General features: G+C 69.8%; 17 protein-coding genes. 10 read left to right on the forward strand and 7 right to left on the reverse strand.

Features of this window, described 5'->3' with window-relative positions:
• The first annotated feature begins 14 nt into the window (after positions 1–14).
• Together KOI35_RS40500 and KOI35_RS40505 are read left to right on the forward strand one after the other, a co-directional pair.
• Positions 15–509 carry an Rv0361 family membrane protein gene (locus KOI35_RS40500; protein WP_215794904.1) on the forward strand — a complete coding sequence of 165 codons (495 nt, stop codon included), beginning with the start codon at positions 15–17 and terminating at the stop codon, positions 507–509.
• Positions 510–579: 70 nt separating this feature from the next.
• The gene (locus KOI35_RS40505; RefSeq protein WP_215794906.1) at positions 580–1,959 is read left to right on the forward strand and encodes a glycine--tRNA ligase; all 1,380 of its coding nucleotides are present in this window, start codon (positions 580–582) and stop codon (positions 1,957–1,959) included.
• A gap of 143 nt (positions 1,960–2,102) precedes the next feature.
• Here KOI35_RS40505 and KOI35_RS40510 read toward each other — a convergent pair whose 3' ends face one another.
• On the reverse strand, positions 2,103–2,579 hold the full coding sequence (locus KOI35_RS40510) for an XdhC family protein (RefSeq protein WP_215794909.1): 477 nt from the start codon (positions 2,577–2,579) through the stop codon (positions 2,103–2,105).
• Between the two features lie 241 nt (positions 2,580–2,820).
• Between KOI35_RS40510 and KOI35_RS40515 the strand changes: the two genes are divergently transcribed.
• Positions 2,821–3,471, forward strand: a complete 651-nt coding sequence (locus KOI35_RS40515) for an Abi family protein (RefSeq protein ID WP_215794911.1) — start codon at positions 2,821–2,823, stop codon at positions 3,469–3,471.
• On the opposite strand, the gene KOI35_RS40520 is transcribed toward KOI35_RS40515, so the two are convergent.
• Positions 3,468–3,938: a hypothetical protein gene (locus KOI35_RS40520; RefSeq protein ID WP_246614579.1), complete on the reverse strand. Its 471-nt coding sequence runs from the start codon at positions 3,936–3,938 to the stop codon at positions 3,468–3,470. The two genes, KOI35_RS40515 and KOI35_RS40520, sit on opposite strands and share 4 nt — an antisense overlap.
• A gap of 91 nt (positions 3,939–4,029) precedes the next feature.
• Between KOI35_RS40520 and dusB the strand changes: the two genes are divergently transcribed.
• Positions 4,030–5,148, forward strand: coding sequence for a tRNA dihydrouridine synthase DusB (dusB, locus tag KOI35_RS40525; RefSeq protein ID WP_215795188.1), 1,119 nt, complete (start codon positions 4,030–4,032; stop codon positions 5,146–5,148).
• 3 nt (positions 5,149–5,151) lie between these two features.
• On the opposite strand, the gene KOI35_RS40530 is transcribed toward dusB, so the two are convergent.
• From KOI35_RS40530 to KOI35_RS40550, 5 genes are all read right to left on the reverse strand, one after another.
• Positions 5,152–5,508: a hypothetical protein gene (locus tag KOI35_RS40530; RefSeq protein ID WP_215794913.1), complete on the reverse strand. Its 357-nt coding sequence runs from the start codon at positions 5,506–5,508 to the stop codon at positions 5,152–5,154.
• Positions 5,509–6,000: 492 nt separating this feature from the next.
• Positions 6,001–6,531 (reverse strand): hypothetical protein, encoded by a 531-nt coding sequence (locus KOI35_RS40535; protein WP_215794915.1) that lies wholly within the window; start codon positions 6,529–6,531, stop codon positions 6,001–6,003.
• Entirely contained in the window at positions 6,528–8,384 is a 1,857-nt protein-coding gene (dnaG, locus tag KOI35_RS40540) for a DNA primase (protein ID WP_215794918.1), read from the reverse strand. The genes KOI35_RS40535 and dnaG overlap by 4 nt, the downstream gene beginning before the upstream one ends.
• An 11-nt stretch (positions 8,385–8,395) precedes the next feature.
• On the reverse strand, positions 8,396–9,613 hold the full coding sequence (locus KOI35_RS40545; RefSeq protein ID WP_215794920.1) for a deoxyguanosinetriphosphate triphosphohydrolase: 1,218 nt from the start codon (positions 9,611–9,613) through the stop codon (positions 8,396–8,398).
• Between the two features lie 28 nt (positions 9,614–9,641).
• Positions 9,642–9,998, reverse strand: a complete 357-nt coding sequence (locus KOI35_RS40550) for a VOC family protein (protein WP_215794922.1) — start codon at positions 9,996–9,998, stop codon at positions 9,642–9,644.
• 119 nt (positions 9,999–10,117) lie between these two features.
• Between KOI35_RS40550 and KOI35_RS40555 the strand changes: the two genes are divergently transcribed.
• The 6 genes from KOI35_RS40555 to KOI35_RS40580 all read left to right on the forward strand — a co-directional run bounded on the left by KOI35_RS40555 (position 10,118) and on the right by KOI35_RS40580 (position 14,244).
• A complete protein-coding gene (locus tag KOI35_RS40555) occupies positions 10,118–10,624 on the forward strand; it encodes a DUF4388 domain-containing protein (RefSeq protein WP_215794925.1) in 507 nt (168 codons plus the stop codon).
• 84 nt (positions 10,625–10,708) lie between these two features.
• Entirely contained in the window at positions 10,709–11,059 is a 351-nt protein-coding gene (locus KOI35_RS40560) for a roadblock/LC7 domain-containing protein (protein ID WP_246614580.1), read from the forward strand.
• 19 nt (positions 11,060–11,078) lie between these two features.
• Positions 11,079–12,152: a DUF4388 domain-containing protein gene (locus KOI35_RS40565; RefSeq protein WP_215794929.1), complete on the forward strand. Its 1,074-nt coding sequence runs from the start codon at positions 11,079–11,081 to the stop codon at positions 12,150–12,152.
• A gap of 36 nt (positions 12,153–12,188) precedes the next feature.
• Complete coding sequence (locus tag KOI35_RS40570; protein WP_215794931.1) at positions 12,189–12,677, forward strand: roadblock/LC7 domain-containing protein; 489 nt, start codon at positions 12,189–12,191, stop codon at positions 12,675–12,677.
• Positions 12,678–12,735: 58 nt separating this feature from the next.
• Positions 12,736–13,107 carry a hypothetical protein gene (locus KOI35_RS40575; protein ID WP_215794934.1) on the forward strand — a complete coding sequence of 124 codons (372 nt, stop codon included), beginning with the start codon at positions 12,736–12,738 and terminating at the stop codon, positions 13,105–13,107.
• 60 nt (positions 13,108–13,167) lie between these two features.
• A complete protein-coding gene (locus KOI35_RS40580; protein ID WP_215794936.1) occupies positions 13,168–14,244 on the forward strand; it encodes a DUF2786 domain-containing protein in 1,077 nt (358 codons plus the stop codon).
• Positions 14,245–14,247 lie beyond the last annotated feature (3 nt).

Below are 14,247 nucleotides of genomic sequence, written 5' to 3' on the forward strand. Positions count from 1 at the left end.
CTACTGTTGGTGTCATGACGACGGCGCCTCATGTTCCCGTCCCGCCGCCGGGGCCGGGGGTGCAGCCGCCGTTCCCCGCGCCGCCGGTCGAGGGCAAAGGCCGGCGGATCGGCTGGGGCCTGGGCATCGGCGCCGGTGTGATCGTGCTCATCTGCGGGGGCGGTCTGGCCGCGCTGATCGGTCTCGGCACCTCGGTCCAGGGTGCGCTCGACGAGCAGGCGCAGTCCGCCGTCGACGACTACCTGACCGCGCTCAAAGACGGGCGCTACGACGCGGCGTACGGGGAACTCTGTTCGAAGGCCAAGCTCAACGAGACCGCGGCCGACTTCCGCACCCGGGTCGCGGCCGAGCAGCGGATCGACCGCTGGACGCTGGGCAGCCTCGACACCATCAACCTCACCGTGCCGGTGACCGCCACCTATGCGAACGGCCAGCAGGGCGATCTCGAGGCCGGCCTCGACCAGAACGAGTCGACGGGCCAGTTCGAGGTGTGCGAGCTCGGGGAGTAATCTCGCTGTTTGTCCTGATCCTTAGCTCTCTCTTGGTCCCCGCCGACACCCAGCCGGCGTAGGAGGATTTGTGCCCGCCGAACGTATCGATTCCGTCGTCAGCCTGGCCAAGCGCCGTGGCTTCGTCTTCCCCTCCAGCGAGATCTACGGAGGAACCCGCTCGGCCTGGGACTACGGTCCGCTGGGCGTGGAGCTGAAGGAGAACGTCCGCCGCCAGTGGTGGCGTCAGATGGTCCAGCAGCGCGACGACATCGTCGGACTCGACTCCGCCGTGATCCTCTCCCGCGACGTGTGGGCGGCCTCCGGTCACCTCGACGCCTTCGTCGACCCGCTGACCGAGTGTCAGTCCTGCCACAAGCGGTTCCGCGCCGACCACCTCGAGGAGACGTACGAGGCCAAGCACGGCTCGCTGCCGACCTCGCTGCAGGAGCTGAACTGCCCCAACTGCGGCAACAAGGGCACCTTCACCGAGCCCAAGATGTTCAACGGGCTGATGAAGACCTACCTCGGTCCCACCGAGAGCGCCGAGGGCCTGCACTACCTGCGGCCCGAGACCGCGCAGGGCATCTTCGTCAACTACAACAACGTGGCCACCGCGGCCCGCAAGAAGCCGCCGTTCGGCATCGCCCAGATCGGCAAGAGCTTCCGCAACGAGATCACCCCGGGCAACTTCATCTTCCGTACGCGTGAGTTCGAGCAGATGGAGATGGAGTTCTTCGTCGAGCCGGGGTCGGACGAGCAGTGGCACGAGTACTGGTTGCAGGAGCGCTGGAACTGGTACCTCGGGCTCGGCCTGTCCGAGACCAACCTGCGCTTCTACGAGCACCCGAAAGAGAAGCTCTCGCACTACTCGAAGCGCACGGTCGACATCGAATACCGGTTCCAGTTCGGCGGTACGGAATTCGCCGAGCTCGAGGGCATCGCCAACCGCACCGACTTCGACCTGTCCACCCACTCCAAGCACTCCGGCGTCGACCTCTCGTACTTCGATCAGGAGAAGCAGGAACGCTGGGTGCCCTACGTGATCGAGCCGGCCGCCGGTCTCACCCGCGCGGTGCTGGCGTTCCTGCTCGAGGCGTACGACGAGGACGAGGCCCCGAACACCAAGGGCGGCGTCGACAAGCGCACGGTCATGCGCTTCGACCCGCGCCTGGCTCCGGTCAAGGTGGCGGTGCTGCCGCTGTCGCGTAACCCGGAGCTGTCGCCCAAGGCGAAGGGGCTGGCCGCCGACCTGCGCAAGCGCTGGATCGTCGAGTTCGACGACAGCCAGGCGATCGGCCGGCGCTACCGCCGCCAGGACGAGATCGGCACGCCGTTCTGCGTCACGGTCGACTTCGACACCCTCACCGACGACGCGGTGACGGTGCGCGACCGCGACACCATGAAGCAGGAGCGGGTGTCCCTCTCGAACATCGAGGACTACTTGATCAAGCGCCTGCCGGGTTGCTAGGCCTCGCTCCGCTCGGCGGGAATTTCGCCCCGGGAGGCCGATGACTTGGGCGCGAAAAATGGCCTCGCTTCGCTTGCCATTTTCCGAGCCCAAGTCATCGACGGGCGAAATTCGACTTTGGTAGCGCTGGAGGACAAACCCTCTTAGTCGAAGTCGAAGCCGCCGGGGCGGTCGTTCCGGTCGGCGATGAGCCCGGCCAAGGTCGCCACGGCGATCTCGGCCGGGGTCCGGGCCCGGATGTTGAGCCCGATCGGCCGGTGCACCCGGGCGATCTGCTCGTCCGGTACACCCAGCGAGCGAAGGGCCGCCACGTGCGGCCCTTCTTTCTTTGGGTTGCCCATGATGCCGACATAGCGGGTCGTCGCCGCGAGCGCCTGCTTGAGCACGTCGCCGATCTCGGCCCGGTTGTGGTCGGTCAGCACGACATCGGTGTGCTCATCGAGGTTGGCCGCGGCCAGATCGTGCACGACCCGATCACCGCGCGGCCGGGGCGTGCCGGCCAGCTTCGTCTCGTCCGGCTCCACCAGCACCGTTTGAAAGCCCAGCTCGGGTGTCAGCCGCAGGATGGCCTCAGCCACCGGCGACGCAAAAACCACCACAAGCCGCCGAGCGTCACTCATGCCCCGACTGTGCCAGATCCACGACGTGGGCGCAGGCCGATCGAAACCCTTGATGCACGACAGCTGTGCGAGCGACTAGTATGTACCTACGTTGGAACGGTCCGGAAATGAAGAATCCCCGGACCGCTTGCATAGCAGAGGCTGTCCGGGGCCTTCGTCTCAAACCCCGGCCGCATGCAAGCAGAGGCTGTCCGGGGTCTTCGAGAACAGGTTAGCGCGCAACGGGGGAGGAGAACAGAAAGTGCGTGCTGAGTTGCCCGAAACGGCAGTTATGACCCAAAGGCTGTCACCCGAAAGATTGAGGCCCTACGCCATCGCTGTCGGCGGCGACCTCGCGGCGTCGCTCGATCTTTACTCGTGGAACACGGAGATATCGGCCGCCTTGGCCGCGACCATTGGGCACGTCGAGGTCATTCTGCGCAACGCGATCCATGAAAGCCTGACCGTGTGGTCGGCCCGGGAGTTTTCGGAGCCGAAGTGGTACCTGGATGCCGGCCACCTGTTGCAGGCGCGGGCGATCGATGACATTCGGGTCGCCCAGCGACGAGCCGTTCGCGACCGCCGGCACAACGAGACGCCCGGACGAGTCGTGGCGGAGTTGAGTCTTGGATTCTGGAAGTATTTGTTGGCCAATCACTACGACGCGACGCTCTGGCGTCAGGCGCTCCATGAAGCCTTCCCCGGTCAGGAACGGCGCCGCGTCATCAAGGACGCTATCGAGGTGCTGCATCTGTCACGCAACCGGATCGCACACCACGAGCCGATGTTCAACCGGCCACTCGCCGACATCCAGTTCACCGCGCTGGAACTGGCGGGGTGGATCTGCCCGGTCAGCCGAGCGTGGATCGAGCGGCGCTGCTCGGTGAGCAGCGTGCTCGCTCGGCGTCCCTAGCCCCCGCCGCCGGATGCGGCCGCTGCGGATGCCTCGGCGTCCCACTTGCTCAGGACCACGGCCAGCACGAAGAGCTGGAGGGCCGATGCCAGGGTGGGCAGTTCGACCGCGACGCTGTTGCCCCAGAAGCTTGTCTTGCGGATGCTGCCGACCGCGGTGTCGCCGAGCACCAGTTCCTCCTCGCTCGACCAGAACGAGCGCCGGCGGAAGTTGTAGGTCTGCCCGCCGGCCGAGACCGTCCAGCGCTTGCGGCCCACCCGGTCGGCCGAGGCCACCTGAGTGCCGGCGTCGTCGACCATGCTGTAGTGGCTGCCGCCCCAGCCGCTGGCCTTGACCCGGAACCGGTGCCCGCCGAGGGTGAACTCGCCGCCGCTCTTCCAGGTCGACTTGTCCCAGGTGGCGATTTCCCGCCCCTGATCGGTCACGACGTAGCTGCGATTCCAGCCGCTCTTCTTCCGGGCCTCCATGACCTTGAGCGTAGAGAAGGCCGGCAACGCGGGCGCGATTCGGGGCGCGCGGGGTGGTCATGGCATCCTCGAAGGCGTGACTGCACCGCTCATGCTCGGCGATCGCGCCGTGAATCCGCCCGTTGTGCTCGCGCCGATGGCCGGCATCACCAACGTGGCCTTCCGGCGACTGTGCCGCGAGCAGGGCGGCGGCGTCTACGTGTGCGAGATGATCACGACGCGGGCGCTGGTCGAGCGGATCCCCAAGACGCTCAAGATGGTGGCCTTCGCCGAGGACGAGGATTTCCGCAGCCTGCAGCTCTACGGCGTCGACCCGGACGTGACCGCGGCCGCCGTGCGCATGGTGGGGGAGGACGGGCTCGCCGACCACGTCGACCTCAACTTCGGCTGCCCGGTGCCCAAGGTGACCCGCCGGGGCGGGGGCTCGGCCCTGCCGTGGCGGCGCAAGCTGTTCGGGCGGATCGTGCGGCAGGCGGTCGAGGCGGCCCGGCCGTACGGGATCCCGCTGACGATCAAGATGCGTAAGGGCATCGACGACGACCATTTGACGTACGTGGAAGCGGGTTTGATCGCGCAGGAGGCGGGCGTGGCCGCGGTGGCGCTGCACGCGCGCACGGCCGAGCAGCGTTACTCGGGGCAGGCCGACTGGGACGCGATCGCGACGTTGAAGCAGGCGCTCGACGTGCCCGTGCTCGGCAACGGTGACATCTGGGAGGGCTCCGACGCGCTGCGCATGGTCGCGCACACCGGCGTCGACGGCGTGGTGGTCGGCCGGGGCTGCCTCGGGCGGCCGTGGCTGTTCGCCGATCTGGAGGCCGCTTTCACGCAGGGCGCCGACTACAAGCCCGTACTGCCGATGCTGGGTGAGGTCGCCAAGATCATGTCGCGGCACGCCGAGCTGCTGGTCGACGCGCTGGGCGACGAGAAGCACGGCTGCGCCGACTTCCGCAAGCACATCGCGTGGTATCTGAAGGGCTTCCCGGTCGGCGGCGAGCTGCGGCGGCGGCTCTCCATGGTCGCGTCGCTGGCGGAGCTCGACGACCTGCTGGGCAAACTCGACCCGGGCGAGCCGTTCCCGGTGAGCGAGCTGGGTCAGCCGCGTGGGCGGGTCAACGCGCCGGGCAAGGTGACCCTGCCGCAGGGCTGGCTGGACAGCCGAGACGACGACACGGTGCCCGAAGGGGCCGAGATGGAGAACAGCGGCGGTTAAGACTTACGGGACGTACTGCTGACGTACGGCTACCGCCTTGCCGTCGCGGATAGTGATGACCCAATAGCGCGAGGGGCGGCTGGACACGATGCGTGACAGCTGGGCCAGGGTCAGCTTCTGCGCAGTGGTGGTGTCGCTCGGCGGCAGGTAGGTCAGCGAGGCATCGCGCGTGACGCGGATCGTCCGCAGATAGCGACTGTGGTTGCGGTAGTAGTAGTCGTTGCACCATTCGAAGTCGCCGATGGTCTCGCCGTCCTCGACGCAGGCCCGGTGGGCCGCCGCGCCCCAGAACCACTGCAGCTGGTCGAACGTCAGCGAACGCCGCCGGGTGTCGATCGAGCGCAGAAGCGCATAGCGCACGTCGGCTTTCTCGCGAGCGGGTTGTCGCAGGCGAGCCGACGGCCGCGCCGCCTGCGCAGTCGAGAGCCGGGTGGCTGCTTGCGCAGTCGAGGGCCGGGTGGCTGCTTGCGCAGTCGAGGGCCGGGTGGCTGCTTGCGCAGCCGAGAGCCCAGTGGCTGCTTGCGCAGCCGAGAGCCCAGTGGCTGCATGCGCAGTCGAGGGCCGCGTGGCCGCATGCGCAGCCGAGGACCGGGCTACTGGCTCCGCATTCGCAGCCGACGGCGTTATGACGATAAAAGCGGACAAAGTCGCCGCGATGAGGATTCCCCGCATGCCGTTCATCGTCGTCGGACACCGGACCGCAGGACGAGATCAGCCACCCGTTCGGGGCGGCAGCCGCGCTCCAGCGTCGACGCCTCGGGCGAAGGTGCGCCTCGGGCGAAGGTGCGCCTCGGGCGAAGGTGCGCCCGGGCGAAGGTGCGCCCGGGCGAAGGTGCCCAGGCGAGGGCGGCGTCAGTCCGGCGGCGCCATCGTGCCCTGGGCGACGGAGACCAGCTCGTCGGTCAGCTCGATCACCGCGGGCAACGTCACCGGAGTGCCCGCGTCGTAGCGGACCGCCCAGCTCAACCCGTCTTGCCCGCTCACCCGGCGGCCGACCACCCGCACCCCGCCCGCCCCCGACGGCAGCGGGTGGTGGGTCGTGTAGGCCACCGACTTGGTCACCCGGGTGCGCACCTGGTCGGGCAGTTCACCCGGCTCGAGCAGCAGGCTCACCAGGATCGGCCCGTCGACCAGCACCGAGTAGCCCTCGCGCTCCTCGGCCAGCTCGGCCGGCGTGATCCGCAGTTCGCGACCCGACCAGCCCGCCTTGTGGATCTCGTGCCAGCCCAGCGGGGCCGCGCGGCCGGGCAGCCAGAGCCCGAAGTTCGTCGCCACGACCGCCTTGTCGTCGGCGACCAGCGACCACGCCACGACCCGCTCGTCGGGCCGCAACTGGGGCTTGAGGGCCGAGGGAAGGGACGGCTTACGCCGAAGGAAGCTCACAGTCCACCTGCCGCCTGCTCGCGCAGGGCCCTTGCCTGCTGTTCGAGTGAGAAGAGCTCGCCGGCCAGGGCGAGGTAAGCGTCCTTGTTGGCCACCGGGTTGACCCGCTGCACCTTGGACTTGAGGTCGCGGATGCGGGTCGTCACCGCGCCCATCTGCAGCCGGGCCAGGGTGACCTGCACATAGTTCGGGTCGACCGCGCCGTCCACCCGGAGCGGCTCGACCGCGAGCTGCGAGATCATGCCCTGCCCGGCGAGGTCGGTGCAGCTGTCCCGCACCTTCTCGATCCAGACGACGCCACCGCTGGTCACCGAGGCGGCGCCGCCGGCCGCGTCGATCGCCGCGCGGACCGCCTGATAGACCGGGTCGGCGTAGTTCTCGGTGCCGACCACGTCGAACATCGGCCCGGCCAGCACCGGTTCCTGCAGGGCGAGCTTCAGCGACTCGCGCTCGACCAGGCGCTGCGGCGCTTCGAAAACCGCCGGCCGGGATTCCGCGGCCTCGGAGGCGCCGCGCATGGCCGTGGCGACCGCCCGCTGCACCGGCTCGAGGTCCATCCCGAGATCACCGGCGAGTTTCCGGGCGTACTCGGGACGCTTCTCCCGGTCTTTGAGCTTGGCGACGAGGGGAGCGGCGCGGCGCATCGCCTCGACCCGGCCCTCCACGGTGTCGAGATCGAACTTCGCCAGCGTCTGCCGCAGGGCGAAGTCGACCAGCGGTTCCCGTCCCGCGATCATGTCGCGTACGGCCAGATCGCCCCGGGCCAGCCGCAGCTCGCAGGGGTCCATGTTGTCCGGGCTGACCGCGATGAACGTCCGCCCGACGAAGCGCTGGTCCTCCTCGAAGGCGCGCAGCGCCGCCTTCTGCCCGGCCGCGTCGCCGTCGAACGTGTAGATGATCTCGCCGGTGAAGCTGTCCGAGTCCATCAGCAGGCGTCGCAGCACCCCGATGTGGTCGAGGCCGAACGCCGTGCCGCAGGTGGCCACCGCGGTCGGCTCGCCCGCCTCGTGGCAGGCCATCACGTCGGTGTAGCCCTCGACGATCACGGCCCGGCCGCGCTTGGCGATCTCGCGCTTGGCGTGGTCGATGCCGTAGAGCACGTGCGACTTCTTGTAGAGCGGCGTCTCGGGCGTGTTCAGGTATTTCGGGCCGTCGTCGTCGTCGAACAGCTTGCGCGCGCCGAAACCGATCACGTCACCCGACAGGTCGCGGATCGGCCACAGCAGCCGCCGCCGGAACCGGTCGATCATCGACCCGGAGCGGGCCGGCTTGGTCAGGCCGGCCGTGTTCAGCTCGTCGGCCGTGAAGCCCTTCTGCCGCAGATGCTTGGCCAGCGCGTCCCACGAGTCGGGGGCGAAGCCGCAGCCGTACCGATCGGCCGCGTCGCGCCCGAACCCGCGCTCGGCCAGGAACTGGCGGGCCTTGCGGGCCCCCGGCGTGGCCAGTTGCTCCCGATAGAAGTCGGTCGCCGCGGCGTGCGCGGCCAGCAGGCGCTGCCGCTGCCCGCTCTGCGGCCGTGGCCCGCTGGGCGCCCCGGTCTCGTCGTAGCGCAGCTGAATGCCGGCCCGCCCGGCGAGCCGCTCGATCGACTCCATGAACGACAGGTGTTCCGCGTCCATGAGAAACTTGATCGCGTCGCCACCCTGGCCGCACCCGTGGCAATAGTAGACATTTCGGGCAGGGGCGACCGTGAACGACGGGGTCTTCTCGTCGTGGAAGGGGCACAGCCCCTTGAGGTTGCCGCCGCCCGCGGGCCGCAGCGTCACCGACTCACTGATGATGTCGGCGATCGACGTGCGGTCGCGGACCAGTGCGATGTCTTCGTCCTTAACCCTGCCCGCCACGGCATACATCCTGCCTCGTGTCAGGTCCGAGCTGCCACCAGGGTCCTATGCCAGCTCACCGCGGCCGTGTCGGTGAGCGACGCCACCTGGTCGATCACCACGCGCAGCGCCTCGGCGTCACTCTCCGCTGCCTCGTAGAGAGGGGCGAAGATCAGATCAAGGGCTTCCGGTGTACGCGTCAACGCCTGCACCAGCTCGATCAGGATCACCCGCTGCTGCTCGTACCAGTCCTCGGCCGCCCGGGTCCGCATCACGTAGCGCAGAGCCATGCCCTTGAGCAGCGCGCACTGGTTACGCACGGTTCGCGGCACGATCAGGTCGGCGGCGTACCGGCGTACGGGGGCGGTGCCGAACCGGCTCTGGGTGGCGCCGACCGCCGAGGCGACCAGCCGGCCGGTCAGCACGCTGGTCATCCGTTTGAGGCCGACTTGGGCCCGGTAGCTGCCGTCGTAGCCCGCGACCTCGGCCACCACCGGGTCGGCGAGCAGCTGGTCGAGGGCGGCCGCCAGTTCGTCGACCGGTTCGTCGGAATACACGTCGGCCACGTCGGCGCACAGGGCGGCCCGCTCGTCGGCGTCCTCCAGCAGCGGCCGGAACGCCAGATAGCCGCCGTGCACCCCGTCCTCGACGTCGTGCACCGAGTACGCCACGTCGTCGGCCCAGTCCATCACCTGCGCCTCGAGGCAGGTGCGCTCGCCCCGCCCCTCGGTCGAGCGGATCCAGTCGAAGACGGGGCGGTCGTCGGCGTACACCCCGAACTTGCGTCGTCCGGTCTGGAGCGGCCACGGATATTTGCAGCTCGCGTCGAGCGAGGCGCGGGTCAGGTTGAGCCCGGCCCCGGGCACCTTGGCCTCGAGCCGGGTCAGCACCCGCAGGGTCTGGGCGTTGCCCTCGAACCCGCCGCACGACTCGGCCGCCACGTGCAGCGCGGCCTCGCCGTTGTGGCCGAACGGCGGGTGGCCCAGGTCGTGGGCGAGGCCGGCCACGTCCACCACGTCGGGGTCGCAGCCGAGCCGTTCGCCCATCTCGCGGGAGATCTGCGCGACTTCGAGCGAGTGGGTGAGACGCGTCCGGAGGAAGTCGTCGGAACCCGCCGTGTGCACCTGGGTCTTGGCGGCGAGCCGGCGGAATCCGGCCGAGTGCAGGACGCGGGCGCGGTCGCGTTGATAGGGGGTGCGTCCGTAGCCGCTGTCCTTGGCCGGTTCGGGTATCCACCGCTGGGCGTCGAACGCCGTCATGTGATCAGCCTAGGCGGGCCCCCCGACACTATTCGCGCTTGGAGGAAAGCACGCAGAACTCGTTGCCCTCGGGGTCGGCCAGCACCACCCAGCTCACATCGGCGCCCTGGCCGATGTCGGCGTGCCGGGCGCCCCGGTCGATCAGCCGTTCGACCTCGGCCTCCTGGTCGTCCGGGCGCAGGTCGATGTGCAGGCGGTTCTTGACCGTCTTGGCGTCGCGCGACCTCAGGAACAGCAGACCGGGCAGCTCGTCGCGGCTGCGGCGGATCTCCACCTCGTCCGGCTCCTCGAGCACGATCACGTAGCCGAGCGCCTCGGCCCACCAGCGAGCGAGCCGCGCGGGGTCCTCCGCGTCGACGACGATCTGCTCCCATTGGCTCGGCATACACGTCTCCTTCATCGAAAAGTGGCGATCATGTTACGCGCCCACCCCTATTGAACCCCGTCGGAAACAGCGCACTGACGGTCCGGCGACAGTCCTCGATGCGACCGAGGATGACTGGCGTGATTCCAGGTTCACCGGCCACGGCCGGGCTGCGGCGTCTGCTCACCGAGTTGGGGGAGTCGGCGCGTACCGGCGCGTTGCACATCGGCGGACGTCCCGGCGGTGTGCTCTATCTGATTTCCGGGCGTATCGCGTACGCCGAGACCCCGGTCTGCCCCGGCATCGGCGACCGTCTCGTGGCGTCGGGCCGGGTCCCGGCGACCGCCTGGCGCCGGGTGCTGGCCGAGGGCCGCGGCTCGCAGCGGGTCGGCCGGATGCTGCTGCGCGACGGCCTGATCGGGCAGAACGAGCTCGCGCTGCGCGTGGTGGCGGCGATCGCCGACGCGACCTACGAGTTGCTGCAGTCGGCCGAGGCGCCGGTCTTTTTCGTGCCCGGCGAGCGGCACTGGCTGGGCCCGGTCAACGGCGTTGAGCTGGGCGCACTCGGCCATCGGCGGGCGCGCCGGCTGCGCTCGGAAGCGGCCCGCCGCAACCGGCCGACCATGACGCACAGCGGGTGCGACTGACAACCGAGCTGTGGTCAGAGGATGGCCCACGGTGACGGCGAGAGGAGAGAAGTGCCGGGCGTCGATCACTGTCTACAGGAGGCCATGGCGATTCCTGGTGCCGTCGGGGCCAGCATCGTCGACTACACCACCGGCTTCCCGGTCGCCACGACCGGGACCGCCCCCAATTCCGACCACGAGGCCGCGGCAGCCGGAACGGCCGACGTGGTGCAGGCCGCGACGAGCCGGTCGCTGTTCGTCTCGGCCGTTCCGCACGACCTGCTCGAAGACCTGATCATCACCACCGCCGGCGGCTATCACCTGCTGCGCCTGGTCCAGACCGATTTCGACAGCCGGCTGGTGCTCTACGTCTGGCTCGACCGGGTGCAGGGGAACCTCGCGGTGGCCCGGCGCCGCATGCAGAAGCTCGCCGACGAACTGGTCGTCGCCACGTGACGGAGGAAAGGAGTTGACCGTGACAGCCTCGCGGGCCGTGTCACCGGCGCACCTGCTGACGCAGATGGCCGGCGAGCGGCAGACCGGCGTCCTGGTGGTCGGGGGCCATCCGGGCGGCGCGGTCTACCTCCTCGAGGGTCACGTGATCTATGCCGAGTCGCCCGCCGCGCCCGGGGTCGGCGAGCTTCTCACCGCGTCGGGCCGCCTGGCCGGGCGTACGTGGCAGAACGCTCTTGATCTGGGCACCTCGACCGCCCGGGTGGGCCGGCTGCTGGTCGAGCAGGGCCACCTCACCCAGGGCGAGCTGGAGTTGTGTGTGCTGGGGGCGATCTATGACGCGGCGTACTTCGCGCTCTCGCCCGTCTCGGCCCCGGTCGAGTTCCTGACCGGCGCCACGCACTGGCTCGGGGCGGTGGTGCACGTCGAGCCCGAGGCGGTCAACCGTGAGGTGGCCCGCCGGGTGGTGCTGCTCGACGAGATCTTCCCGGACGCGCGGGTCGACACGACGGCGGTCGCCCCGGTGGTCCGGCCGCCGCGCGAGCGGATCACGCTCACCTCGTTGCAGTGGGAGCTGCTGGTCCACGCGGACGGGCAGCGCACCCCGGCCGATCTGGCGTTGCTGCTCGGCAAGGCCGGTTACACCTGCGTGCAGGAGCTGCGCCGGATGGCCGCGCTCGGGCTGATCGAGCTGCCCGAGATCCCCGCGCCGGGTCCCGAGTTCGTGCGCCTGCCCCGGGCCCGGGGGACAGCGGTCGACGCGCATCGGCCGGCCCCGCCGCCGCCCGTGGAAAAGAAGACCGGGGCTTATCCCGTACGGGAGGAAAAAGCTCTTCCCGTACGCCTGGACGACTCGCCCACCGTGCCTGTGGTCGCCGGGGCGCGGGTGACGGCCTCGGTGCCGGTCCCCGCGCCGCCACCGCCCGACCCGCCACGCCACCTGATCGCGGACGAACCCCGCCCGCCCCGCCTGGCCCGCCGCAAACCCGGGGCCAAGCTGCCCAAGGAGGTCGCCGGCGAGCCCCCGCCGGTGCATCCGGGCACCGATGAAGTCCTGCTCAAGCGCATCCGTACCGCATTGCGGGCCTTGCGGTGACGCGCGCACCCCCGAGGGAGAAAGAGAGAGGCGAGGATGACGGTGGATCCGGCGGTGCTCGAGGAGCTCGACCGCCTGCGAGGCCGGCTGCACGAACTCTCCGGAAGCGTGCTGGCCAGCACCGACGGGCTGGTCCTGGCCCACGACGCGCACAACATCGAGCCGGACAGCATCGCCGCGCTGGCCGCCGCCCACCTCGCGCTGGCCCGGCGCTTCGCGTACGCCGTCGACCACGGTGAACTGCGCGAATCGGTGGTGGAGTGCGACCGCGGCTACATCACCTCGTACACGGCGGGCCCGAACGCCCTGCTCACCCTGGTCACCTCGGGCGACGCGAACCTCGCCATGGTGCACCTCGAGGCGCGCCGGTGCGTACGCCGGCTCGTCCGGATTCTCAAGGTCGAGCAGCCGAGGCCGCGGCCGGAGATCCCGCAACAGCCGGGGCCGGCCGGCCCGCTGACCCGGCGCACACCCATGGCAACGCTCACGAACAGCAACGCCCGCCGTCGGCAGGCAGCGGGCTGAACCAACGGACCGGCCCCGACAAGCGGTCCGCCATCCCACCGCAACGGAGGACATTTCCATGGCTGACATGGACACCGCACTGAAGGAAATCATGGAGATCGACGGCGCCGTCGGCGTCGCGCTGGTCGACCACACGAGCGGCATGGCCCTCGGCACGGTCGGCGGCGGCAAGGACCTCGACCTGACGGTCGCCGCGGCCGGCAACACCGACGTGGTGCGGGCCAAGCTGCGGGCGATGGAGATGCTCAACATCACCGAGAAGATCGAGGACATCCTGATCACCCTCGATTCGCAGTACCACATGATCCGCCCGCTGACGAGCCGGTCCGGCAAGGGGCTGTTCCTCTATGTGGCGCTGCGGCGCGACCGGTCGAACCTGGCCATGGCCCGGCACCAGCTCAAGCGCATCGAGAACGACATGGACGTCTGATCCAGCTGATCACCAGGGCCGGGGAGCACGCGCTTCCCGGCCCTGATTAGTGTCTGAGCTGTGTCGGTACCCGAGATCGTGCGCGACGTCGTGGGCGGTGCGGTCGGGTACGAGGCCGGCCTCGACGCGCTGACCGTGGCGCCCGCCGGCGAGGTGGACGCGGCCTTGGGCGGGGCCCTGCGGGACGCGTTCGAGCGGCTGTTCCGCGGCGGATGGCAACCGGCCGAACTGCATCGGGTGGTGGCCCGGCTCGGCGATCCGGTGCAGGCGGCGCTCGTGGTGGACGCGGCCACGGCGTACGGGAAACGCTTCTCCGGTGTTGATCCTCGCTGGCAGGAGCAGGTCGCACGGCTGCCCGCGGCGCCCCGCAGGCCCGACCGGATCACGTTGCTCGACTCGACGCTCGGGCTGCTGATCGAGCTGCGGCGCCTGCCGGTGATCGAGGTGCTGGTGCCGCCGCCGGGTGCGACCTCCCCCGTACCGGATAAAGCGGACAGCAAGGTCCTCGAGCGGGTCCGGGCCCTGCTCGCCAAGGCCGAGTCGACCGACTTTCCGGCCGAGGCCGAGGCCTATTCCGCCAAGGCGCAGGAGCTGATCGCCCGGCACAGCATCTCGGAGGCGCTGGCCTCGGCCGACCGGGTCGAGGTGGTGCCGTTCGCCCGGCGGATCGGCGTCGACCATCCCTACGAGAGCGAGAAGGCCAGCCTGCTGGACGCGGTGGCGCGGGCCAACCACTGTCACACGGTGTGGTCGCCCGAGCTGGGCTTCTCGACCGTCTTCGGGTTCGACGCCGACATCGACGGGGTCGAGCTGCTCTACACGTCGCTGCTGGTGCAGGCCAACCGGGCGATGGCCCGTGACGAACCGGGCAAGGGCAAGGCGCGGATCAAGGCGTTCCGGCGGAGCTTCCTGGTCGCCTACGCGGTGCGTATCGGGGAGCGGCTGGCCGAGGTCACCCGCACCGCCATCGCCGGCCAGGCCGATCTGCTGCCGGTGCTGCGCAACCGCGACGTCCAGGTTCTCTCGGTGATGAACAAGGCGTTTCCCCGTACGGTCCGATCGCGCGGCAGTCGCATCGACAGCCTCGAAGGGTGGGAGTCGGGACGGGCCGCGGCCGACGAGGCCGAATTGGGTTGACGG

Source organism: Paractinoplanes bogorensis, assembly GCF_018829635.1.
Classification (GTDB): domain Bacteria; phylum Actinomycetota; class Actinomycetes; order Mycobacteriales; family Micromonosporaceae; genus Actinoplanes; species Actinoplanes bogorensis.